Below are 22,089 nucleotides of genomic sequence, written 5' to 3'. Positions count from 1 at the left end.
GACTGATGATCGTATTTCTCGATATTTCAAAGCGAAAATTTCCGCTTTAAATCGATAGATAACTCGCTAGTCTTGATCGCAGTTTTTACAGGATATGAGCAATGCAGCTACGCAACTCTTCTTCTCGCTATGGCTGGGTCAGTATCGCTGTGCACTGGGGCGTTGCGCTGGCAGTGTATGGGCTGTTCGCCCTGGGCCTGTGGATGGTCGGCCTGGATTACTACAGCACCTGGCGCAAAGACGCGCCGGACCTGCACAAGAGCATTGGCCTGGTGCTGCTGGCGGTCATGTTGCTGCGGGTGATCTGGCGTTTTGTCAGCCCGCCGCCGCCGACCCTGCAAACCTACGGGCGTCTTACCCGTATCGGCGCCAAGCTTGGCCATAGTGCCCTGTATCTCGGGTTGTTCGCCGTGATGATTGCCGGTTACCTGATTTCCACCGCAGACGGTGTCGGGATTCCGGTGTTTGGCCTGTTTGAAGTACCCGCGCTGGTGTCCGGACTGCCCGATCAGGCAGACGTCGCTGGCCAGATTCACCTGTACCTGGCGTGGGCGCTGGTCATTTTTTCCGGCCTCCACGCGTTGGCAGCATTGAAACACCACTTTATCGACCGTGACGCGACCCTCAAGCGCATGCTGGGACGCCAAGCCTGATGTTCAACCTCGACTCCAAAGGAATAGAAAGCATGTTGAAAAAGACGCTCGCCGCCCTGGCAATCGGTTCTGCACTGCTGTCGGCCGGCCAGGCCATGGCTGCCGACTACGTAGTCGACAAGGAAGGCCAGCACGCCTTCGTCGACTTCAAGATCAGCCACCTGGGCTACAGCTACATCACCGGTACCTTCAAGGACATCGACGGCAAGTTCAGCTTCGACGCCGCCAAGCCTGAAGCCAGCAAGATCGAGTTCAATGTACGTACCGCCAGCGTGTTCACCAATCACGCCGAGCGCGACAAGCACATCTCCAGCAAGGACTTCCTGGACGTAGGCAAGTTCGCCGATGCCAAGTTCGTGTCCACCAGCGTCAAGCCCACCGGCAAGAACGCTGATGGTAAAGACACCGCAGACGTGACCGGCGACCTGACGCTGCACGGCGTGACCAAGCCAATCGTGGTCAAGGCCACGTTCCTGGGTGAAGGCAAGGATCCGTGGGGCGGCTACCGTGCTGGCTTCGAGGGCACCACCAGCATCAAGCGTTCTGACTTCGGCAAGATGATGGACCTGGGTCCACAGTCCGACGCCGTTGAGCTGTACATCTCGTTTGAAGGTGTCAAAGCGAAATAACTTTCGCACTGACAAAAAACGCCCCTGGTCTTGGCGATCAGGGGCGTTTTTTATTGCGCGGATTTTGACAACGCAGTGCCCCCTGTGGGAGCGAGCCTGCTCGCGATGAGGTCGGCACATGAAAAGAGCGGTGACTGACCCACCGCTATCGCGAGCAGGCTCGCTCCCACAGGGTTAGATCAGAGTCCCATCAAACAAAAATGCCCCTGATCGCGAGACCAGGGGCATTTTTCCAAGGCTTGGAAAAACTCAGCGATTGCGGGTCAGCAGCGCTGGCTTCTCGCCCCGTGGACGGCTTGGCAGTTGATCCAGTTGCTCAGGCGTCGGGAAGCGATCGGCTTTCGATTCCTTGTGCATGATCTTCGGCTGGTTGCCACGGGGAGCCTGCACGGCCGGTTCCTGACGAGGCTGGTCGTCACGGGCAGGGCGGCGCGGGCGGGTGTCTTCGCGACGGGCCTGGCCGTCACGGGGAGCACCGTTGCGCGGGCCGTTGCGCTTGGCCGGTGGGGTGCCGGTGGACGAGCCGTTGCTGTTGCGTGGACCGTTCTGGCGACCTTGTGGCTGGCCGCTACGCGGTGCACCTGCGCCAGCGCCTTGTGCCGGGGCGCCCGGACGGCGACCGCGACCCTGGGCCGGTTTCTGCTGGGGCACGTAGTCGACGCGGTTACCGAAGTTATCGATATCGTCGTCCAGGAACTCGTCCGGGGCGCGATCGGCTGCGGCGCGTGGAGCTGGGCGCTGCTGTTCACGGGCTGGCGTGCCTTCGCGAGGCTTTTGCTCGCGGGCCGGACGTTCGCCACGGCTGTTGCTGGCCGGTTTTTCCTTGCCTTTGTCCTTGCCTTTGTCCTTGCGGCCACCGCCACCACCGCCGCCATTCGGACCGTCGCCACGTGGGCCACGGGCGTTGCGCGGGTTGCGCACGTCCGGACGTTCACGCACTTCAGGCTTCTCGGCCTCGATGGTGCTGGCATCGAAGCCCATCAGGTCGCCGTCGGCGATTTTCTGCTTGGTCATGCGCTCGATGCTTTTGAGCAGTTTTTCTTCGTCCGGCGCGACCAGCGAGATCGCTTCGCCCGAACGACCGGCCCGGCCGGTACGGCCGATACGGTGCACGTAGTCTTCATCGACGTTCGGCAGCTCGAAGTTGACCACGTGAGGCAACTGGTCGATGTCCAGGCCGCGGGCGGCGATGTCGGTGGCGACCAGGATGCGCACTTCGCCAGCCTTGAAATCGGCCAGGGCCTTGGTGCGGGCGTTCTGGCTCTTGTTCCCGTGGATCGCCACGGCCGGCAGGCCATGCTTGTCCAGGTACTCGGCCAGGCGGTTAGCGCCGTGCTTGGTACGGGTGAACACCAGGACCTGTTCCCAGGCGCCGGCGGTGATCAAGTGCGCCAGCAAGGCTCGCTTGTGGCTGGCCGGCAGGCGGAATACACGCTGTTCGATGCGCTCGACCGTGGTGTTGGGCGGCGTGACTTCGATGCGTTCCGGGTTGTGCAGCAGCTTGCCGGCCAGGTCGGTGATGTCCTTGGAGAACGTCGCCGAAAACAGCAGGTTCTGGCGCTTGGCGGGCAGGCGAGCCAGGACTTTCTTCACGTCATGGACAAAGCCCATGTCGAGCATGCGGTCGGCTTCGTCCAGCACGAGGATTTCCACGTGGGACAGATCGACACTGCCTTGGCCTGCCAGATCCAGCAGCCGGCCGGGGCACGCCACCAGAACATCGACGCCACGGGACATGGCCTGGACCTGGGGGTTCATGCCGACGCCGCCAAAAATGCAGGCGCTGACGAACTTCAGGTCACGAGCGTAGACCTTGAAGCTCTCGTGGACCTGGGCTGCCAGTTCGCGGGTAGGGGTCAGGACCAGTACGCGCGGTTGGCGCGGGCCGTGACGCTGGGATTTGTCTGGGTGACCGTTGGGGAACAGCCGCTCCAGGATCGGGAGGGCGAAACCACCGGTTTTACCAGTACCTGTCTGTGCCGCGACCATCAGGTCGCGACCTTGCAACACGGCGGGAATGGCCCGCTGTTGCACCGGGGTAGGCTCGGTGTAGCCGGCGGCCTCGATGGCGCGGACTAAAGCCTCGGAGAGACCGAGGGAAGCAAAGGACATGAGTAATCCTGTTTTAGTGAGGGCCTGGCCCAATGGGATAGTCTTGCCTGGCGCGAACGACGTTCAATAAAAAAGACGTCATCCCGTCCGGTCCTGCCGAGTCTCAAAGGCGGGTCCGGACAGGGCTCGCGCGGGCTGGAAGCTGCGCTGTAGCGGTGTCGGGATGCCTTTTGCAAGACCGGGCGTCCGGGCGTAAGCCTGGCGGGAAGGCCGGAGTATAACAGAGCAAACGCTGTGCGCCGCTTTCCTGCTGCTCAACGGTTTATTTCAGCGTTGCGTCGGGTAGGGCGCCGCTGCCTTGGTTACCAGGTCGGCGCCGTAGCGGGCGCTCAGCTCGGCGTAGGCCGGTTCGCGCTTGAAGCGCTTGAGTTCGGCACCGAAGCGTTGCACCAGCAAATCCATCCCGGCGCTGCGCCGTACCGCCAGGTATTGGCTTTGACGGCTCACCACCGTTGGGTTTTCAGTGATCTGGTCGCTCAGTTGCATTTGATTGAGCACGTGCCGGCCTACCCGGCGGTCAGTGATGAGCAGGTCGATCCGGCCCAGTTGCAATTTGCCGAAGTTGGCTTCGTGGGTCGGCGCTGTTTCACGCTTGAACAGGGGCGATTCACTGAAGGCCTGGCTGTACAGATAGCCGGGAGATGTACCGACGGTCAGGCCGCCCAGGTCATCGAGCGTGCTAAACGGATGGGGCCGGGCGTTGGCGTAGAACATCACGAACTCCACCTCCGACAGGGGTTCGCTGGGATAGAGCAGCATGGCGTCGCGCTCATCGCTGTGAAAAATATCCAGCGCCCCGTCCGCTAATCCCTGTTCCAGCATCGCCAGGCAACGCTTCCAGGGCAGGAGTTGCCATTCCACGTCGATGCCCAGGCGTTTGAACACAATTGCCGTGGTTTCGTAGTCGAGTCCGAGGATTTTGCCGTTCTCTTCATAGACGTAAGGTGCCCAGGCTTCGGTGACAATGCGCAACTTCTCCGCCCGGGCAGCCAGGCTCAGGCACAAGAGGAGAAGGGCGGTCAGTAACTGGGCAATAACGGGCATGGCCTGAGGTTACGACGAGAGCTCATCAAATAGCTAGAGCGCTCTGGACCGCGCCTTAGTTGCCTTTGGCCTGCATCAGGTGCTGATAGATGGCTTCGCGGCGTTCGCCCAGCACCAGGCGAATCAGCGGATGGTTGAGCCAGTGTTTGAGTTCATGGTCTTCCAAGGGCTTTTTCAGGCGGTGTTCAAGGTTCTCCAGGGCCTTTTCCCACCAGACCGGGGCGCAGGCCTGGTCGAACTGGTTGGTATGGCGATAGCAGCCGTAGAGGATTTCGCGCATGAATTGCCGCTTGTGACCGGGCAATGCCAGGGTGATGAATTTATAGGCCAGACGCTGCAATGTGGGAGGGCGGGGCAGGACAGCGGTCACTTGCCGGGTTTCATCCAGGGCTTGCGGGCAGATAGGGGCGGCGCGATGTTTGTCGAGCCAGGCTTTGGTCTTGGCCCGGAACAGCTGTTTACGGCTCCAGTAGTGGTGGATCAGGTCCGGGCATTCACGCACCTGCACTGAGCGGTAGGCGGCCACTGACAAGCAGAGCTCTTCCAGGGTGTAGGCACCATTTGCCAGAGGATAAAACTCATCCATCAGGGCAATCGAGCGATCCAGAACCGCCGCGTCCGCGCAGTTGAGACCAATGACACCTGAGTTCAGCAAGGGCATGTCGTCGTCCGCCAGCTGCCGCTGGCGCATGACGTCGGCCAGGGTCAGATAAAGCGTCGAGTCCTTGTTGGCGCCATAAGTCAGACCGAAAGCATTGCACAGCAGCGTGCCTGGCTGAACACGACGGAACAGTTCAAGGGGCGAGCAATGAAAGAACGTGTCGGTGTCGATCAGCAGTGCCAGTTCAGCTTCTTCAAGCACCTTTTGCATCACCACATGCTTGGCACGGAAGTGATACCCATGGGGCTCGATCCAGGCCTGGCGGGTTTCGTTGTCCAGGTGGCGCAACCGTACCGGTAGCCCCTCGTAGGGCAGGAGGTTATCCGTGAACACCTGGATGTCCAGCGCTTCGCCCGGTGTTTCACGCAGACCGGCCAGGGCACTGGCGATGCTGAATAGCGCTTCCTGATGATAGGTCTCGGCCCCGTAGACCAGATAAATGAGTTGTGGGGTCGTTGACCTTTGACCAATAGGCATCTACTGCGGTCCTCCAGATGTCTTGGCTAAAAAAAAGCCCTGGTTTTCGCCAAGGCCTTTTTGTATCACGGCATATAAGTCGTTAACGCGGCAGCTTGAGATTGTTCCATACCGCCAGGCTGGCCTCGGCCTGGTTCAGGGTATAGAAATGCAGTCCCGGTGCACCACCTTGCAACAAACGCTCACACATTTGCGTGATGACTTCTTCGCCGAAGCTTTGGATGCTGGATGTGTCGTCGCCATAGGCTTCCAGCTGCTTGCGGATCCAACGTGGGATTTCCGCACCGCACGCGTCGGAGAATCGCGCCAGCTTGCTGTAGTTGGTGATCGGCATGATCCCCGGCACCACAGGAATGTCGACGCCCATCTTGCGGATGCGCTCGACGAAGTAGAAATAGCTGTCGGCGTTGAAAAAGTACTGGGTAATCGCACTGTTGGCGCCAGCCTTGGCCTTGCGGACGAAGTTGAGCAGATCGTCTTCGAAATTGCGCGCCTGTGGGTGCATTTCCGGATAAGCAGCCACTTCGATGTGGAAGTGCTCGCCGGTCTCTTCACGAATGAACTCAACCAGGTCATTGGCGTGACGCAGCTCGCCGCTGGCCATGCCCATGCCCGAGGGCAGGTCACCGCGCAGGGCAACGATACGCTTGATGCCTGCGGCCTTGTACTGGGTCAGCAGGCTGCGCAGGTCGTCCTTGCTGTCGCCTACGCAGGACAGATGCGGGGCGGCCGGGACTTTGACTTCGCTTTCGAGCTGCAACACGGTGTTCATCGTGCGGTCACGGGTCGAACCGCCGGCGCCGTAGGTGCAGGAGAAGAAATCGGGGTTGTAGCTGGCCAGCTGACGGGCAGTGGCGATCAGTTTTTCATGCCCAGCATCGGTCTTCGTCGGGAAGAACTCGAAGCTGTAGCGACGTTCTTGGGACATGGTCATATCCTTGGAAACTCGTAGGGCTGGAAGCCTGGCGCATCTCAATGTGGGAGCGGACCTATGCGGGAGCGAGCTTGCTCGCGATGAGTGTCACCTCGGCCCGAAAGTTAGATCGAGGTGCCAGCATCGCGAGCAAGCTCGCTCCCACAAAAAGCCCGCTCCCACAGGGAGAGCAGGCAATAGAGCCGATCAGTAGCGGTAAGCGTGTGGCTTGAACGGGCCTTCGACGGTGACGCCGATGTAGTCAGCCTGTTGCTTGGTCAGCTTGGTGACCACGCCGCCGAAACCGCGGACCATTTCCAGGGCCACTTCTTCGTCGAGTTTCTTGGGCAGTACTTCCACGGTCAGGCGCTCGGCTTTCTGGGCCGGCGACAGGTCGGCGTATTTCTGGCCGAACAGGAAGATCTGGGCCAGGACCTGGTTGGCGAACGAACCGTCCATGATGCGGCTTGGGTGACCGGTGGCATTGCCCAGGTTCACCAGGCGGCCTTCGGCCAGCAGGATCAGGTAGTCGTCGTTCTGCGGGTCGAAGCTGCCAGTGCCAGTGCGGTGAACCTTGTGCACTTGTGGCTTCACTTCTTCCCATGCCCAGTTCTTGCGCATGAAAGCGGTGTCGATTTCATTGTCGAAGTGACCGATGTTGCAGACCACGGCGCGCTTCTTCAGGGCCTTGAGCATGTTGGCGTCGCAGACATTGACGTTGCCAGTGGTGGTCACGATCAGGTCGATCTTGCCCAGCAGTGCCTTGTCGATACTCGCTTCGGTGCCGTCGTTGATCCCGTCGATGAACGGCGAAACCAGTTCGAAACCGTCCATGCAGGCTTGCATGGCGCAGATCGGATCGACTTCCGACACCTTGACGATCATGCCTTCCTGACGCAGGGACTGGGCCGAACCCTTGCCCACGTCACCGTAGCCGATCACCAGCGCCTGCTTGCCCGACAACAGGTGGTCGGTGCCACGCTTGATGGCGTCGTTGAGGCTGTGACGGCAGCCGTATTTGTTGTCGTTCTTGCTCTTGGTCACCGAGTCGTTGACGTTGATGGCCGGGATCTTCAGTTCGCCCTTGGCCAGCATGTCCAGCAGGCGGTGTACGCCGGTGGTGGTTTCTTCGGTCACGCCGTGGACTTTTTCCAGCACGGCTGCGTATTTCTTGTGCAGCAGCTCGGTCAGGTCGCCGCCGTCGTCGAGGATCATGTTGGTGTCCCATGGCTGGCCATCCTTGAGGATGGTTTGCTCCAGGCACCACTCGTACTCTTGCTCGGTCTCGCCTTTCCAGGCGAATACCGGGATACCGGCGGCGGCGATGGCGGCAGCGGCCTGGTCCTGGGTCGAGAAGATGTTGCAGGACGACCAGCGCACTTCGGCACCCAAGGCAACCAGGGTTTCGATCAGCACGGCGGTCTGGATGGTCATGTGGATGCAGCCGAGGATCTTGGCGCCCTTGAGCGGTTGCTCGCCGGCGTACTTGCGACGCAGACCCATCAGGGCTGGCATTTCGGATTCGGCGATGATGATTTCGCGACGGCCCCAGGCGGCCAGGGACATATCGGCGACTTTGTAATCGGTAAAAGCGGCAGGCGTAATAACAGCGCTCATGAAGAGCCTCCATTCGTAATGTATGCGAATGGGCGCCGTTGTGCGTTTAGTGTCCGTGCGGGGAGCCCCATACGAACAACGCCCCATCCGAGCCTGACAGGTCGAGCCTGCTGCAGCGCCCCTCGGACAGGTGGCGGGAACGGTCCAAAGCGTGGACCGGGTAAAGCGGGGGCGATTATAACGGGCTAATCGGATCTTCCAAAAGGGTTTCTGTCGGCAAATCAAAATTGCCGATGATCGTTATAGGGGCCGCGATGTAGAGCCTGCCCGCCCGGTCTGCCATGATGCAGCCATTCATCGGCCAGACGCTCAGGAGTGAACATGAATTTCCACACCCGAAAATGGGTCAAGCCCGAAGACCTCAACCCCAACGGCACGCTGTTCGGCGGCAGCCTGTTGCGCTGGATCGACGAAGAAGCGGCGATCTACGCCATCGTCCAGCTAGGCAACCAGCGCGTGGTCACCAAGTACATCTCGGAAATCAACTTCGTCAGTGCTTCGCGCCAGGGCGACATCATCGAACTGGGCATCACTGCCACCGAATTTGGCCGCACCTCCATCACCCTGACTTGCGAAGTGCGCAACAAAATCACGCGCAAGAGCATCCTGACCGTGGAGAAGATGGTTTTCGTCAATCTTGGTGAAGACGGCTTGCCAGCGCCTCATGGCCGGACCGAGATCAGGTACGTCAAGGATCAGTTCCAGGATGACATTACCAGTCAGTGAGATCGGCGGTGTCTCCAATCGCGAGCAGGCGCGCTCCCGCACTGGCTGGCGCTGCACTTGAGGTCACACAATCCCTTGTGGGAGCGAGCTTGCTCGCGATGACGGCTTTACTAACGCCTCAAATCTGAAGTCGCGATGAACAGCAGGTCTCGCCACTGAACAGCTCCGAGCGCCGCGTGTCGTAGGTACATCACGCCACCGGTTCAGGAGCTGTATGGACACCCACGAAGAAGGCAAGACCCCTGATCTTTCGGCGCAGGAACAGCACGAAGTCGACCGTAACCAGCCGCCGCGGGCTGCGGTGCTGCATGAAATCATCCGCACCCAGGGCAACCAGGAACTGGAACGCAGTATCGCCGCGCTCTGGTGGTCGGCCCTGGCGGCGGGGTTGACCATGGGCCTGTCGCTGATGGCGATGGGGTTGCTCAATTCCCGGTTGCCGGACCACGAAGGCTTCAAGGTCATCGCCAGTTTCGGTTACTGCGCCGGCTTTCTCGCGGTGATCCTCGCCCGCCAGCAACTGTTCACCGAAAACACCCTGACTGCCGTGCTGCCGATCATGAGCAAACCCACCCTGGGTAATTTCGGCCGGCTGTTGCGGTTATGGGGCGTGGTGCTGGTGGGCAACCTGTGCGGCACCGTGTTGGTGGCCTACGTGATGCTGCACCTGCCGATTTTCGATCAGCGCACCGACCAGGCTTTCCTGGAGATCGGCCGCAAAGTCATGGAAAACGACACCGGCCAGATGTTCGCCAAAGGCATCATTTCCGGCTGGATGATCGCCACCATGGTCTGGATGATCCCCTCCATGGAAAGCGCCAAGATGTGGATCATCATCCTCATCACCTACCTCATGGCGCTGGGGGATTTCACCCACATCGTCGTCGGCTCGGCCGAAGTCTCCTACCTGGTGTTTGCCGGCCAGTTGTCGTGGGAGGATTTCTGGATGGTGTTTGCCGGGCCGACGTTGGCGGGCAATATCGTCGGTGGGAGTTTTATCTTCGCTTTGATCAGTCATGCGCAGATTCGCAGCGAAGTGGGCCCGCCCAAAGATAAACGCCCAGATAAACCTACGCAGCGCAAGGGCTCGGAGTAGGCGGGAGCCTGACCCCAGGCTCCCGGCGAGAGTGGCGGTTATTTGAACAGCATGTTGCGCAGTGTATTGAGGGTTGTTGAGTTCGGATTGGGCAATCCGGTGGCGCGTGATCTGTAGTTCGCGATGACCCCTTCGAGTGCTTCGTTGAACGTGTTCTTCTGGTCTTGTGAGTTGTTGAGTTCTGGCACTTTTTGCAGTTTCTGGATGGCCTCGTCTATCAGCTGAATGTTCGGATCGGGCTGGCCGAAGAGATAGCGCGCGGGATTCAGCACGTGTTGCGTGGCGTAACGGATGCGCGTGGCAATGTCCTGCATGTGCATTTGCTCGATGGCGCGATGGGTCACCTTGGATGCGCTGGGTGCGCCTTTGTCCCACTCGGCGGCGGCCTGCAGGAACTGCATGAAGTCCGGGTCATTGCCATGATTGAGGCGTTTAGCCAGCCATTCCTGCCGCTCGGGAGTTGTTGCAAACTGATCGATTTGCCATATGGCTAGGGAAATTTGCGGGGTGAGTTTAAGCGCGAGGTGTTCGCCTTGCGGGGTGGTGAGGCTGTTGGCGTTCTGAATCGCCAGTTTCAATAGCGTCAATGCCGTTTCTGTCTCTTGTCTGAAGAAGATCGCCTCGGCGCAGGCTTCGTCACTCTCCAGTTCTGTCCTTAGCTGCTCGAATTCTTTGTCACCCAACGCCAACAGCGCATCCTCGATCGAGTCAAACGAAAAGGTTTGTTGGGTAGCGTTGTGCTTGTCCAGATGGGTTTGGGTTTTTTTGCCCAGTTCTTCCTGAAGATAATTTTTGATCTCGTTGGGCATGCTGAAGTTAACTGTCCCGCCCAACAGGGTGCTGTAATCACCTTTTTCGGATGTCAGCGGCACGACGATGATCTGGTCGGCAAAGTGCTTTAGTTGTTCGGCATTCCATGCGGAGCTGGCCATATGGGGTGCGTTGAGAAATTTGTCGATCAGGGCCGAGATGCCCGTACCCCGCTGGTTTTCCTGGTCCGATTGTTCCGGCTCGAATACCAGGATCAAATACTCGCTGTCCGGGATCGGGCTCATGGACGTCACCGGGTTAATGATGGCACCTACCGGTGTGTTGTTCAGGACGCCGCCATCAGCACATGCCGTGGTGGCGTCCTTCGGTTGGAACGGCTGCCCTTGCAGGATCGGCTTGCTGAACACCACCGGCAGCGACGCGGAGATATGCGCGGCCACGGCAATGTCCATCTCAGGAGTGGTTTCCTTGCTGAACACCACCAATTGCGTGCCTTCCTCGAACATGACGGTGCCGGTGATTTCCACGGTCTTGATCTGATCGATCTCCTTGCTCAGGGTCGCCAGGTCAGCAAAGGTGACGTACTGATTTTTTTTCACATTGGCAACGGCTTGTTGCGCTTTGTCGGAAAGAGGTTCCGTATGCTCTTTGCAACGCTCCAAAAGCGCCTCGCAGGATTCCTTCCGGATCAGATCCTCCAGCGGCATCCCCTTGGAACCCAGGCGTGGCAACAGATCACACAACAATTGCGCCAGCGGAAGGCTTTTCAGGTTCTCACCCAGCTTCGACCATCCGTTCTGGATTGCTTTAACGATAGGGTGGGTGCTGTCGAGCAAGGACGGGAGGGGAATATCGTCAAGAATCTTGTCGAAACGCGCATGACCCATGCCGCTGGCGAGTACGGCGGCCGATATGGCCCCTGCGGAAGAGCCTGAAATCCTTCTGATATTGTCCATGAGGCGGTTGTCTTCGAGGGTTTTGACGAGCCCGGAATAGGCCACTCCCTTGGCGCCACCACCACTGAGGATCAGGTCGCTAATGGTGGGGCGCTTCATAGTGACTTCGACGCTACCGTCGCCATGTCGAATAATGGATATAGACCGATCTGTAGCGCGATCTACCAGTAGGCAGTCATCGTCGGGATTCGCCTGTTTTACGGTCTGGTCGCTGTTCTCGAAAGAGAGAGGTTGAAGGGGCGCGCGCGAGATGGGGGCTAGCATTGTGGTTCGTTCCTTGTACCAAAGGGGGGACCGAACTCTAAGCAAAATCCGAGGGCTTATTGCGTTGCGACTCAATTGGACAAACATCCGCCGGCTGCAAACAGCACTCGGCGGATTTCAATGAAAAGCGTTCTGGAACAAGGCTTCTGGAAGGTAGGTAAAACATCTCGCACGGATGGGGACAAAGTCTTACTGAAAGCGTCGCCCATTCGCTCACCGGGCAGGGCAGATTTCTCAGGCCCTCAAACAGCGACTGCCGCCAAGCGTCGTTGTCGTTGGATAAAGAACAAGGCGGTCAGTACCGTGAGGCCTCCGACCGCTGCCCCGGTCCACGGTAGATCCGCCAGATCCGCACCACTGGCCACCACCAACCCGCCAATCCACGCCCCAGCCGCGTTGCCGAGATTGAACGCGCTCTGGTTCAGGGTCGAGCCGAGGTTCGGCGCCTCAAAGGCCTGGTCGATGATCAGCAGTTGCAGGATCGGGCATAGGGCGAAGGCGAAGATGCCCCATAGCACCAGGGTAATCGCCGCCGGAATCACCGATTGGCTGGTCTGGCTGAACGCGGCCAGCACCAGCACCACGGCCAGGGCCATGCCCACCAGCGAGGGCAGCAGGCGTCGGTCGGCCAGGCGCCCGCCGAGGAAGCTGCCCGCCGTCAGGCCAACGCCGAACAACAGCAGCATGATGGTGATGCCATGGGGGCTGACGCCGGTGATGTCCTGCAGGATCGGCGCGATGTAGGTGAACACGCTGAACAGGCTGGTGGAGGCCAGCACACTCATGCCCAGGGCCAGCAGTACGTTGGCCTTGCCCAGCACCTTGAACTCGCTGGCCAGGTTGGCCTTGTCCATGGGGATTTCCTTGGGCAGCCAGACCCATTGGGCGATGGCGGCGATCACCCCGATCACCGATACCGCCCAGAAGGTCGAGCGCCAGCCGGCGTATTGGCCCAAGGCCGTGCCCAACGGCACGCCCAACACGTTGGCCAGGGTCAGGCCGGTGAACATCATGGCAATGGCCTGCGCCCGTTTGTTCGGCGCTACCAGCCCGGCCGCTACCACCGAGCCGATACCAAAGAAGGCCCCGTGGCACAACGCGGTGATGACTCGTGCGGCCATCAGCGTGGCGTAATTCGGTGCCAGGGCGCAGAGCATGTTGCCGAGGATGAACATCAGCGTCATGCCCAGCAGCGTGGCCTTGCGCGGCATGTTGGCGGTGCCGACCGCCAGGATCGGTGCGCCGAACACCACGCCCAGGGCGTAGCCAGTAATAAGCAGCCCGGCCTGGGGAATGCTCACGGCCAGGTCTCGGGCGACATCGGGCAGCAGGCCCATGATGACGAATTCAGTCGTGCCGATGCCGAAAGCGGCGACGGCCAAAGCAAGCAAGGCGAGTGGCATGCGCAAGGTCTCTGTCTGTAGTCTTGACGCTCTGATCAGGCATACGCATGCCGGCACCACCGGTTCGAGTGAACGGGGCAACGGCGAAATTATTGGAATAGGTGTATGCGCAACTGAGTGCGGCGTGGTCGCTTGCAGTATAAACGGCCGCGGATGGATGGCGAATCAATTCTCTGGATGGAATAAGGAGCGTGCCGTGCTTGCAACGGCTCTGGTGTTGGTCGCGGCGCTGTTGCATGCGGCGTGGAATACGCTGATCAAGTTCAGCGGTGAGCGTTTGCTGGTGGTGGCGTGCATGGACAGTGTCGCGTTGCTGTTTGGAGGGGCAGCTCTGGGTTTCGTGGCATTGCCGCCGCTGGAGATCTGGCCGTGGATCCTGGCCTCGGCGCTGTTCGAGCTGTTGTATCGCTATCTGCTGATCCAGGCTTATCGGGTCGGTGACCTGGGGCTGGTCTATCCGCTGATGCGCGGCCTGTCGCCACTGGTGGTGCTGGCCCTGACGTTGATCTTCGCCGGGGAAGTGCTGACGACTCAGCAGATCATCGGCATTTTGCTGATCCCGTTCGGCATGCTTTGCCTGTTGTGGCAGGGCGGCGGTGGCGAGCGACTGCCCTGGTCGATGCTGCCGGTGGTGGCGCTGATCGGCCTGTGCATCGGTTGCTACACCTTCATTGACGGTCACGCCCTGCGGCGTTGGTCCCATCCATTGGATTACCTGGTCTGGGTCACGCTGCTCAGCGCCTGGCCGTTTCCATTGTTGGCGTTGGTCGGTAAGCGACCGGCGTTCTTGCTGTTTTGGCGCGAGCAGTGGCGGTTGGGCTTGGCGGTCGGGTTCTGCGTATTGTTCAGCTACGCTCTGGTGCTGTGGGCCATGCAACTGGGGTCGATTGCCGAGGCTGCGGCGTTGCGGGAGATCAGCGTGATCCTGGTTGTACTGTTTGGCATGCGCTACTTGAAAGAACCTTTTGGGCGGCCGCGGCTCTTAGCTTGCGCGCTGGTGCTGATTGGCATGCTGGTGATGAAGTTCTGACCGGCGCTGGACTTGCGATTTCTATAAAACTCAAAGAAGGAACTGCCTCATGACGGTTGCCCTGTGGTGCATTTTGATTGCCTTTCTCCTGCCTTACCTGTGCATCGCCATTGCCAAGATAGGTGGAAAATACAGGCTGGCAGATAACCACGACCCTCGGGACTTCCTGGAAACACTCGAAGGCGCTCCCCGGCGCGCCTACGCCGCGCAACTGAACAGCTTTGAAATCAGCCCATTTTTCGCTGCTGCGGTGATCGTCGCGCACTTGGCCGGCAATGCCGAGCTGGTGACCATCAACGTGCTGGCGGTGCTGTTCATCACCAGTCGTCTGCTCTACATCATTTGCTACCTGGCGGACTGGGCCATCTTGCGGTCGCTGGTGTGGTTCGTGGGGGTGGGGTTGGTGCTGAGTTTCTTCTTCGTTTCGGTCTGAGCCTGGCGGTTGAGACATAGTGTCTGTGAGGCCCTATCGCGAGCAGGCTCGCTCCCACAATGGATCTAGCCGTACACAAAATATGTGTCCACTGGAGATCAACCGTGGGAGCGAGCCTGCTCGCGATGGGGCCGGGACAATCAACACACCTCTTTAGGGATTGGCGCTGACTGCATTCGCCACTTGCGGCACTTGCGGCAACGCCATGCCCTTGGGCCACAACATCCAGATCTGCCCCTGTTGCTTCATGTCCCCGGCCAATTGCCCCGCAGCCTCGCCCGTGCCCCAGAACAGGTCCGCCCGCACTTCGCCGGCAATTGCGCCGCCGGTATCCTGGGCGGCGACCGGTCGGTTCAAGGCGCTGCCGTCGGGGCGAGTGGTGGATAGCCATAACAGGCTGCCCAGTGGAATCACCTTGCGATCCACCGCCACGCTGTAGCCAGCGGTCAGTGGCACATTCAATGAGCCCCGCGGGCCTTCGTTGCTGTCGGGGTTGCGGTTGAAAAACACGTAGCTGGGATTGCTGCCCAGCAATTCGGGAATCCGGTTCGGGTTGGCCTTGGCCCAGGCACTGATGGTACCCATGGTTACGTCTTCTTTCTTCAGCTCGCCCTGTTCGACCAACCAGCGCCCGATGGGCCGGTAAGGGTGGCCGTTCTGGTCGGCATAGCCGATGCGCAACTGGCGGCCGTCATTGAGGCGGATGCGACCCGAGCCCTGGATTTGCAGGAACTGCAGGTTCATCGGGTCGGTCAGCCAGGCAATCACCGGTGCTTTCACCCCGTTGGTTTCGATGGTGGCCGCGTCGTCGTAGGGCTTGAGTACGCGGCCTTCGAGACGACCGCGCAGGCGTTTGCCCTTGAGTTCGGGGTAGAGGCTGTCCAGCGCCACGATGATCATGTCTTCCGGCACGCCATACACCGGCACGTTCGCGGTGGCGGTCTGGGTGAGGCTGCCAGGGTAGACCGGCTCGTAGTAGCCGGTAATCAGGCCGTTGGGGCTGTTGTCGCCGGAGCGCAGGCCATAGACGTCCAGGTTCTGCTTCAGAAAATTGCGCACATCCGGGGCGGTCTGCGGGACATTGGCCGCTGCCGCGCAGGTCGGGCCCCAGGTCGCATCGGCCTTGAGCCGGGTGCAAGCGCTGCGCCAGGAGCCGAAGCCGGCCAGCAGGTCTTCATCGGACACCGACGGCAAGGCTTCCCACGGCGCGCTGACATACGTGGCGAGGGCGTGGGTCTGAGGCTCTTCGACCTTGTCGCCGCGATTGCAGCCAGCCAGGAGTGCGATCAACGGTAGGGTCAATGCCAGGCCTTTGTGCCAGGTCTTGAAGCGGCTGTTCATGAAGATTTCCTTTGCAGTCATTCGAACGCTGTCATGCACTCAAACAACCCGTATTGTTGATAGGGTCATTGGTCTTTGCCGATGACCGGAGGATACTACCCGCCGTTTCCTGTCCCGAGGCCAAGATGTTTGTAAAACGATTTTCCATGGCCGTACTGGCCTGCCTGATGCTGTCCGCCTGTGGTGGCGTCGATCCCAACTCTCCCCTGGGCCAGCGCAAGGCGATCTTCAAACAGATGCTCAAGACCAATGAAGAATTGGGTGGCATGTTGCGCGGCCGTGTTCCGTTCGACGGCACGCGCTTCGCCGAAGGCGCGGTACAACTTGATCAACTGTCTCACGAACCGTGGAAGCACTTCCCGCAAGTGCGCGAAGAAGACCACACCAGCGCCCGGGATGCGGTCTGGCAACAGCAGGCACGTTTCCAGGAGCTGGCCCGCAGCCTTGAGGCCGCCACCGGTGAATTGGTGACCGCCAGCCAAGTCCAGCCTTACAAGGCCAGTAACCTGGGGCCGGCGGTACAGAAGGTCGAAGATGCGTGCAGTGCCTGCCATAAAGAATTTCGGGATCATTGATACCCCTTGAGAGATCGCAGGCTCCGCCAGCGCCTACGAGTGGGACACGATCCTATGTAGGCGCTGGCTAGGGCTACGACCTTTCAGTGTTCACTTATCCAACTCATCCACCGCTTCCTGCAGTTCCTTGCGGGAGGCCGCCAGCTTTTCCTTGCGCTTGTTGATCCGTTCCGAGTCACCTTTTTTCATGGCCTTTTCCAGATCGGCCTGGCGCCGGCTGACTTCATGCTTGGCGTCGAGCACTCTGTTTTCACGTTCCTTGCGCAAGGAGGCGTCGGTGCAATGAGTGGTGACTTCGTTCAGCGCTGTTTCCAGGCCGGCCTGCTGGTCGCTGTTGCCGCGAGTCTTGGCCAGTTCGATCTGATTGATGATGCCCTGGCGTTTGGCCGCGCAGCCGGTGAGCTCCGGTGTTTGCTCATCCGCCAGCAAAGGGGTGGCCATGGCGCTGCACAAGACCAGCAGGGCAACGGGGGACAGGAAATTCATAGCAACTCCGTAAAAAACTCGCGAGCGATCGGTACAGATGCGCTGTTGGAACGCACGTTTGCCCCTTGGGTTCAACTGCTCGGGGCATGTGTCAAAAACCGTCGACCCCGGCAGTGCGTAATACTTCACTCAACGCCAGTACCTGCGGGTCGCGGAAAAAAGCGCTCAATTGCGCGGCGCGTCCCGGTCCGATACCGGCTTCGGCTTGCCATTGCTCGGTGTTGCGCTCGGCCAGCTTCTGCCACGGCCCCTCCAGTCGGGCCTCACCGACGGGCGGCAGGCCAAGGGCCTTGAGCCATTGCGCGAAAGGGCGTTGCCGGGCGCTGTGCAAACTGGTGAGCAGGCGGGTGCTGCTGAGCTCGCCGAAGCCGGCAATGTTAGCAAGCTCGGCGGCATCGAGGGTCAACCAATCCAGCAATCCGTCGAGCCGACCAGCGGCCAGGAGTTTTTCCCAGGTGCCGGGGCCGACATGGGGCAGGGCAAGCCCGTGCTTGCCGCTGAGCCAATTCAGGCGAGCCAGGAACTGGCTTTCGCAGCCGGGTGTCGGTTGCCAGCAACTCAGGAAGTGATAATCGGCTGCTGTTGGGGCGTCGAGGTCCTGGCGTTCGGCGCTGCGCAGCACAACGCTGTCGAGGCGTGGAATGGTCAGCCCGGCCAGGCTGATGGCGACCCGGTCGCCGGGGCGGATGTCCAGCTCCTCCCAGCGTTTGAGGGAACTGACGCTCACCCGGCGGATCCGCCGGTCATCGAGCATGACCGGCTCAAGTTCCAGTACGGGCGTAATGCGCCCGGTACGACCGACCTTGAAACGCACCTTGCGCACCTCGGCCAGGGCCTGGGCGTACGGGTATTTCCAGGCCACGCTCCAGAACGGCGTCCTGGCTTGCCAGCGGTCGGCGGATGGGCGGCGGCTCTGGCGCAGGACGATGCCGTCGCTGACGAATGGCAAGGGCGTGCGGTACCAGTGGTCGCGCCAGTACTCGGCATCGGCCAAGGCCTGGACAGGCTGGTTGTAGTCGAGGGTGTCAGCGAAGCCCAGTTCATTCAACGTGGTCATCCGTTCGGGCAGGGTGGCCTGCCCTTCAGGCCAGTCCCAGACAAACAGACCGATGTCCGCCCCTTCTTGCGCCGTCAGATTGGTACGCGCCATCAGGCCCGCCATGGTCCCGCGGGCGTTGAGACTGCCGCGGCTGGCCTGGATATGGCCGGGCAGCCGCCAGTACAACTCGCCTTGGACGAGCAGGTTCAAAGGCTGGCGCAGCCGTTGGGGGATGGCGCCGATCTTGCGCGCATTCACGGTCCAGTCATGTCCTTGGACACCATCGCCGCGGCTGATCGCCTGCTGCAGATGACCCTGGCGATAGATCAAGGTCACCGCCACGCCGTCGACTTTCGGTTGGGCCCAGACATCCTTGCGACCCTGCAACCAAGCCCCCACGGCCTCGGCATCCTTGAGTTTCTCCAGGCCGGTATGGACAACAGGGTGTGGCACCTTCCCGCCAGCCGAGCGCAACGGATCGCTGGGCGCTTCAAGGCTGAAACAATGGCGCCATTGGCCCAGTTGTGCGTGGGATTGGTCATACAGCTCATCGGCCACCAGTGCTCGACCGAGGCGGTGATAACTGTCGTCCCACGTGTCGATTTGCCGTTGCAGGGCACTGATCTCTGCTTGGGCGCGATCGGTGGGCCAAGCGGGGCAGGGCGCCGCGATGACGGGAGGGGTGATGACGATAAAACAGGTGAGTGCACGCAATAACGGCAGCATCGAAGCATCCTTGCTTGGTGGTGTGCTTGAAGGCTAGTCCCTGCGGCGAAGGGGGCGAGGCCTGGAGCGTTACCGGATTTTGCAAAGCCTGATGGCGAGGTCGCGGCGGTACAGTGCGACGTGATTTAGCCGTGCAACTGTCCCTTGAACCGATCAAAGGCCAGTGCAGAATGGACCTTCGATTCGCCTCTGCCAGGAGTGCACCCGATGGACCTGACGACCCTCGCTGTTTTCATTCCGGCCTGCTTTGCGCTGAACATGGCGCCGGGGCCGAATAACCTGCTGTCCATCAGTAACGCCTCGCGCTATGGCTTCGTCCGGGCGTGCAGCGGGGGCATCGGTCGGCTTTTGGCATTTGCCATCATGATCGCCCTGGCGGCGGTGGGGCTGACGGCTGTGCTGCACACCTCGGAACTGTTATTCCTGGGGATCAAACTCGTCGGTGCCGGCTATCTGTTCTACCTTGCCGTGCAGTTGTGGCGCGCCCAGCCAGAGGCGGGCAGCGAGGCAACGGTCTCGGCGATGAGCATGACCAGCCTGGCGCGCCAGGAATTTCTGGTGGCGATTGGCAATCCGAAGGCGATCCTGCTGTTTACGGCGTTCCTGCCGCAGTTCGTCGACCGTGCGGGTACCGTCACTCAGCAGTTCGCTGTGCTGGGTGGCCTGTTCCTGGCATTGGAGTGCATCGCTATCGGGTTGTATTGCTACATGGGGATTTATGCGCGGCGGCTGTTTGCCCGGCCCAGTGGCAAGCGTCTGTTCAATCGGATGTGTGCGGGGTTGCTGGCCAGTGCGGCTTCGTTTTTGCTGGTGGCACGCCGATCTTGAGTTCGATGGTCCCTCGCCACAACGCCGGTGTGTAAATTTCCCAGGCATGAAAAAGCCCCTGGCAACTAGGTCGCCAGGGGCTTTTTCGTACAGCAGGTCTTACAGGCCGGCAGCGGCGCGCAGGGCGTCGGCGCGGTCGGTCTTTTCCCAGGTGAAGGTGGTGAAGGTATCGTCACCGACCGTCTTGGTTTGCGGCGTGCGGCCAAAGTGACCGTAAGCTGCGGTGTCCTGGTACATCGGGTGCAGCAGGTCGAGCATGGTGGTGATGGCGTATGGACGCAGGTCGAACACATCACGAACCAGCTTGATGATCTTGTCATCGCTGATCTTGCCGGTGCCGAAGGTGTTCAGCGAGATCGATGTAGGCTGGGCGACACCGATGGCGTAGGACACCTGGATCTCGCAGCGCTCGGCCAGGCCGGCGGCCACGATGTTCTTGGCTACATAACGACCGGCATAGGCAGCCGAACGGTCAACCTTCGATGGATCCTTGCCGGAGAACGCGCCGCCGCCGTGACGGGCCATGCCGCCGTAGCTGTCGACGATGATCTTGCGGCCGGTCAGGCCGCAGTCGCCCACCGGGCCGCCGATGATGAACTGGCCGGTCGGGTTGATGTGGAACTGGGTGTCCTTGGACAGCAGTTCGGCAGGCAGCACGTGCTTGACGATCAGTTCCATCACGCCTTCGCGCAGGTCCTTGTAGGACACTTCCGGGTTGTGTTGGGTCGACAGCACGACGGCGTCGATACCAACCACCTTGCCGCCTTCGTAACGGCAGGTCACTTGGGACTTGGCGTCCGGGCGCAGCCAAGGCAACAGGCCGGATTTACGGGCTTCGGCCTGGCGTTGAACCAGCTGGTGCGAGAAGGTGATCGGGGCTGGCATCAGCACGTCGGTTTCGTTGCTGGCGTAGCCGAACATCAGGCCCTGGTCGCCGGCGCCCTGATCTTCGGGCTTGGCGCGGTCAACGCCTTGGTTGATGTCGGGGGACTGCTTGCCGATGATGTTCATCACGCCGCAGGTCGCGCCGTCGAAGCCGACGTCGGAGCTGTTGTAGCCGATGCCCAGGATGACGTCACGAACGATCTGTTCCAGGTCGACCCAGGCCGAGGTGGTGACTTCGCCGGCGATGATCGCCACGCCCGTTTTCACCAGAGTCTCGCACGCCACGCGGGCGAACTTGTCTTCAGCAATGATGGCGTCCAGCACCGCATCAGAAATCTGGTCGGCGATTTTGTCCGGATGCCCTTCAGACACGGACTCGGAGGTGAAAAGGGAGTATTCGCTCATCTCGATGTTTTCCTACAAGTTACCGATGGTGAGTGTCGCCAGCCGGTCGCTGAAAATGGCGGACCTGGATCTGGAAACCATTACGTAAGCCTACATAGAGGCTTTCCCCGGGCACGAGGCCCGCAGCGGTGGCCCAACGGGCCAGATCGTCCTGTTCAAACCCCAACCAGAGATCACCGCAGGCCTCCCTGGCCCAACTCTGGTTGTGGCTGCATAACTCTGTCACCAGCAGGCTACCGCCTGGTTGCAGCAAGCCGGCCATGTGCCGGAGTGCGTCGGCCGGCGCGGCGAAGTGGTGAAGCACCATGTTCAACACAACGCAGTTGGCCTGCAGGCTCACACCGTCCAAGGCATCGGCCAGTTGCAGACTGACATTAGCCAACGTTTCCCGTTCGCACACCTGGCGCGCCAGTTCGAGCATGGCCGGGCTGTTGTCCAGCGCCGTCACCTGGCTGAAGCGCCGCGCCAGTTCCGGCAAAAACGCGCCGTCGCCGGGGCCCACTTCGATGGCGGTGGCGCTGGGCTCGAAGCTCAATTTATCGAGCAGCGCCACGATGCTGTCACGGTATTGCGGCAATCCTGCGATCAGGTCTTGCTGGGCACGAAACTTCTCGGCCACCCGTGCGAAAAAGTCCTGGCTGGCGGCGGCCCGTTGCCCATGCACCTGGGCGATGCGTGCCTGCACTTCTGTGGGCAGATTCAGCTCGTCCACTTCCTCCAACAACGCGGCGTGCAGCTTGCCGCCCAGTAGGTCAGTGTGGGGCAGGGCGCGGCGGTAGAAAATCGCGTTGCCTTCGCGGCGGGTCGCCACCAGGTCGGCCTGGGCCAGGACCTTGAGGTGGTGGCTCATGCCCGACTGGCCGATGCCGAAGATCTGTGCCAGCTCCAGCACACCGAACGAATCGTTGGCCAGGGCGCGCAATACATTGAGCCGCAACGGATCGCCGCCGGCCTTGCAAAGGGCCGCCAGCTCATCGCAATCGTCATGGCGAATGGAAGGCACACGTAAGTTCATAGGG

19 protein-coding genes, 1 pseudogene and 1 riboswitch are annotated in these 22,089 nt (G+C 60.7%); of the genes and pseudogenes, 8 read left to right on the top strand and 12 right to left on the bottom strand.

What is annotated here, in order from left to right; genetic code table 11:
- Nucleotides 1-101 precede the first annotated feature (101 nt).
- Nucleotides 102-653: a cytochrome b gene (locus J9870_RS27400; protein ID WP_210641737.1), complete on the top strand. Its 552-nt coding sequence runs from the start codon at nt 102-104 to the stop codon at nt 651-653.
- A 32-nt stretch (nt 654-685) separates the two neighbouring features.
- Nucleotides 686-1,282 carry a YceI family protein gene (locus J9870_RS27395; protein WP_210641735.1) on the top strand — a complete coding sequence of 199 codons (597 nt, stop codon included), beginning with the start codon at nt 686-688 and terminating at the stop codon, nt 1,280-1,282.
- Between the two features lie 249 nt (nt 1,283-1,531).
- On the opposite strand, the gene J9870_RS27390 is transcribed toward J9870_RS27395, so the two are convergent.
- From J9870_RS27390 to ahcY, 5 genes and pseudogenes are all read right to left on the bottom strand, one after another.
- On the bottom strand, nt 1,532-3,394 hold the full coding sequence (locus J9870_RS27390; RefSeq protein ID WP_210641733.1) for a DEAD/DEAH box helicase: 1,863 nt from the start codon (nt 3,392-3,394) through the stop codon (nt 1,532-1,534).
- A gap of 262 nt (nt 3,395-3,656) precedes the next feature.
- A pseudogene (locus J9870_RS27385) lies at nt 3,657-4,438 on the bottom strand (transporter substrate-binding domain-containing protein).
- Nucleotides 4,439-4,493: 55 nt separating this feature from the next.
- The gene (locus J9870_RS27380) at nt 4,494-5,576 is read right to left on the bottom strand and encodes a hypothetical protein (protein ID WP_210641730.1); all 1,083 of its coding nucleotides are present in this window, start codon (nt 5,574-5,576) and stop codon (nt 4,494-4,496) included.
- A gap of 82 nt (nt 5,577-5,658) precedes the next feature.
- Nucleotides 5,659-6,504: a methylenetetrahydrofolate reductase [NAD(P)H] gene (gene metF, locus J9870_RS27375; RefSeq protein WP_210641727.1), complete on the bottom strand. Its 846-nt coding sequence runs from the start codon at nt 6,502-6,504 to the stop codon at nt 5,659-5,661.
- 192 nt (nt 6,505-6,696) lie between these two features.
- Nucleotides 6,697-8,106 (bottom strand): adenosylhomocysteinase, encoded by a 1,410-nt coding sequence (gene ahcY, locus J9870_RS27370; RefSeq protein WP_210641724.1) that lies wholly within the window; start codon nt 8,104-8,106, stop codon nt 6,697-6,699.
- A 23-nt stretch (nt 8,107-8,129) separates the two neighbouring features.
- A riboswitch (S-adenosyl-L-homocysteine riboswitch) is annotated at nt 8,130-8,236 on the bottom strand.
- A gap of 191 nt (nt 8,237-8,427) precedes the next feature.
- On the opposite strand from ahcY, the gene J9870_RS27365 reads away from it, so the two are divergent.
- A complete protein-coding gene (locus J9870_RS27365) occupies nt 8,428-8,832 on the top strand; it encodes a hotdog domain-containing protein (protein WP_210641722.1) in 405 nt (134 codons plus the stop codon).
- A 214-nt stretch (nt 8,833-9,046) separates the two neighbouring features.
- Entirely contained in the window at nt 9,047-9,928 is an 882-nt protein-coding gene (locus J9870_RS27360) for a formate/nitrite transporter family protein (protein ID WP_210641720.1), read from the top strand.
- A gap of 38 nt (nt 9,929-9,966) precedes the next feature.
- Here the strand turns inward: J9870_RS27360 and J9870_RS27355 are convergent, their stop codons facing one another.
- Both J9870_RS27355 and J9870_RS27350 read right to left on the bottom strand, forming a co-directional pair.
- Complete coding sequence (locus tag J9870_RS27355) at nt 9,967-11,919, bottom strand: patatin-like phospholipase family protein (protein WP_246883056.1); 1,953 nt, start codon at nt 11,917-11,919, stop codon at nt 9,967-9,969.
- Between the two features lie 242 nt (nt 11,920-12,161).
- A complete protein-coding gene (locus tag J9870_RS27350) occupies nt 12,162-13,322 on the bottom strand; it encodes an MFS transporter (RefSeq protein WP_210641718.1) in 1,161 nt (386 codons plus the stop codon).
- Between the two features lie 196 nt (nt 13,323-13,518).
- Between J9870_RS27350 and J9870_RS27345 the strand changes: the two genes are divergently transcribed.
- On the top strand, nt 13,519-14,352 hold the full coding sequence (locus J9870_RS27345) for an EamA family transporter (protein ID WP_210641716.1): 834 nt from the start codon (nt 13,519-13,521) through the stop codon (nt 14,350-14,352).
- Nucleotides 14,353-14,401: 49 nt separating this feature from the next.
- Nucleotides 14,402-14,785, top strand: coding sequence for an MAPEG family protein (locus tag J9870_RS27340; protein ID WP_210641714.1), 384 nt, complete (start codon nt 14,402-14,404; stop codon nt 14,783-14,785).
- Between the two features lie 153 nt (nt 14,786-14,938).
- Here the strand turns inward: J9870_RS27340 and J9870_RS27335 are convergent, their stop codons facing one another.
- On the bottom strand, nt 14,939-16,126 hold the full coding sequence (locus tag J9870_RS27335; protein WP_210641712.1) for a murein transglycosylase A: 1,188 nt from the start codon (nt 16,124-16,126) through the stop codon (nt 14,939-14,941).
- A 125-nt stretch (nt 16,127-16,251) separates the two neighbouring features.
- On the opposite strand from J9870_RS27335, the gene J9870_RS27330 reads away from it, so the two are divergent.
- Entirely contained in the window at nt 16,252-16,701 is a 450-nt protein-coding gene (locus J9870_RS27330) for a cytochrome c (RefSeq protein WP_210641710.1), read from the top strand.
- 90 nt (nt 16,702-16,791) lie between these two features.
- Here J9870_RS27330 and J9870_RS27325 read toward each other — a convergent pair whose 3' ends face one another.
- On the bottom strand, nt 16,792-17,187 hold the full coding sequence (locus J9870_RS27325) for a DUF1090 domain-containing protein (RefSeq protein ID WP_210641708.1): 396 nt from the start codon (nt 17,185-17,187) through the stop codon (nt 16,792-16,794).
- Between the two features lie 91 nt (nt 17,188-17,278).
- Nucleotides 17,279-18,952 carry an NAD-dependent DNA ligase LigB gene (gene ligB / locus J9870_RS27320; protein WP_210641706.1) on the bottom strand — a complete coding sequence of 558 codons (1,674 nt, stop codon included), beginning with the start codon at nt 18,950-18,952 and terminating at the stop codon, nt 17,279-17,281.
- Between the two features lie 207 nt (nt 18,953-19,159).
- Here ligB and J9870_RS27315 point away from each other — a divergent pair, with 207 nt between their 5' ends.
- Entirely contained in the window at nt 19,160-19,780 is a 621-nt protein-coding gene (locus J9870_RS27315; RefSeq protein ID WP_210641704.1) for a LysE family translocator, read from the top strand.
- Nucleotides 19,781-19,879: 99 nt separating this feature from the next.
- Here the strand turns inward: J9870_RS27315 and metK are convergent, their stop codons facing one another.
- Both metK and J9870_RS27305 read right to left on the bottom strand, forming a co-directional pair.
- Entirely contained in the window at nt 19,880-21,070 is a 1,191-nt protein-coding gene (gene metK / locus J9870_RS27310; protein WP_210641702.1) for a methionine adenosyltransferase, read from the bottom strand.
- 19 nt (nt 21,071-21,089) lie between these two features.
- Nucleotides 21,090-22,085 (bottom strand): metalloregulator ArsR/SmtB family transcription factor, encoded by a 996-nt coding sequence (locus J9870_RS27305; protein ID WP_210641700.1) that lies wholly within the window; start codon nt 22,083-22,085, stop codon nt 21,090-21,092.
- Nucleotides 22,086-22,089: the final 4 nt, after the last annotated feature.

The sequence above is a fragment of the Pseudomonas sp. Tri1 genome (genome assembly GCF_017968885.1).
Lineage (GTDB): Bacteria > Pseudomonadota > Gammaproteobacteria > Pseudomonadales > Pseudomonadaceae > Aquipseudomonas.
The sequence above is the reverse complement of the archived record's forward strand: the minus strand, read 5'-3'. Positions and strand labels throughout refer to the sequence as shown.

What these genes read in the sequence shown, in the direction of transcription:
- J9870_RS27350 (WP_210641718.1), bottom strand. Translation starts at nt 13,322, where the DNA reads ATGCCACTCGCCTTGCTTGCTTTGGCCGTCGCCGCTTTCGGCATCGGC.
- ahcY (WP_210641724.1), bottom strand. Translation starts at nt 8,106, where the DNA reads ATGAGCGCTGTTATTACGCCTGCCGCTTTTACCGATTACAAAGTCGCC.
- metF (WP_210641727.1), bottom strand. Translation starts at nt 6,504, where the DNA reads ATGTCCCAAGAACGTCGCTACAGCTTCGAGTTCTTCCCGACGAAGACC.
- J9870_RS27340 (WP_210641714.1), top strand. Translation starts at nt 14,402, where the DNA reads ATGACGGTTGCCCTGTGGTGCATTTTGATTGCCTTTCTCCTGCCTTAC.
- J9870_RS27325 (WP_210641708.1), bottom strand. Translation starts at nt 17,187, where the DNA reads ATGAATTTCCTGTCCCCCGTTGCCCTGCTGGTCTTGTGCAGCGCCATG.
- metK (WP_210641702.1), bottom strand. Translation starts at nt 21,070, where the DNA reads ATGAGCGAATACTCCCTTTTCACCTCCGAGTCCGTGTCTGAAGGGCAT.
- J9870_RS27355 (WP_246883056.1), bottom strand. Translation starts at nt 11,919, where the DNA reads ATGCTAGCCCCCATCTCGCGCGCGCCCCTTCAACCTCTCTCTTTCGAG.
- J9870_RS27330 (WP_210641710.1), top strand. Translation starts at nt 16,252, where the DNA reads ATGTTTGTAAAACGATTTTCCATGGCCGTACTGGCCTGCCTGATGCTG.
- J9870_RS27305 (WP_210641700.1), bottom strand. Translation starts at nt 22,085, where the DNA reads ATGAACTTACGTGTGCCTTCCATTCGCCATGACGATTGCGATGAGCTG.
- J9870_RS27395 (WP_210641735.1), top strand. Translation starts at nt 686, where the DNA reads ATGTTGAAAAAGACGCTCGCCGCCCTGGCAATCGGTTCTGCACTGCTG.
- ligB (WP_210641706.1), bottom strand. Translation starts at nt 18,952, where the DNA reads ATGCTGCCGTTATTGCGTGCACTCACCTGTTTTATCGTCATCACCCCT.
- J9870_RS27335 (WP_210641712.1), bottom strand. Translation starts at nt 16,126, where the DNA reads ATGAACAGCCGCTTCAAGACCTGGCACAAAGGCCTGGCATTGACCCTA.
- J9870_RS27380 (WP_210641730.1), bottom strand. Translation starts at nt 5,576, where the DNA reads ATGCCTATTGGTCAAAGGTCAACGACCCCACAACTCATTTATCTGGTC.
- J9870_RS27400 (WP_210641737.1), top strand. Translation starts at nt 102, where the DNA reads ATGCAGCTACGCAACTCTTCTTCTCGCTATGGCTGGGTCAGTATCGCT.
- J9870_RS27315 (WP_210641704.1), top strand. Translation starts at nt 19,160, where the DNA reads ATGGACCTGACGACCCTCGCTGTTTTCATTCCGGCCTGCTTTGCGCTG.
- J9870_RS27365 (WP_210641722.1), top strand. Translation starts at nt 8,428, where the DNA reads ATGAATTTCCACACCCGAAAATGGGTCAAGCCCGAAGACCTCAACCCC.
- J9870_RS27360 (WP_210641720.1), top strand. Translation starts at nt 9,047, where the DNA reads ATGGACACCCACGAAGAAGGCAAGACCCCTGATCTTTCGGCGCAGGAA.
- J9870_RS27390 (WP_210641733.1), bottom strand. Translation starts at nt 3,394, where the DNA reads ATGTCCTTTGCTTCCCTCGGTCTCTCCGAGGCTTTAGTCCGCGCCATC.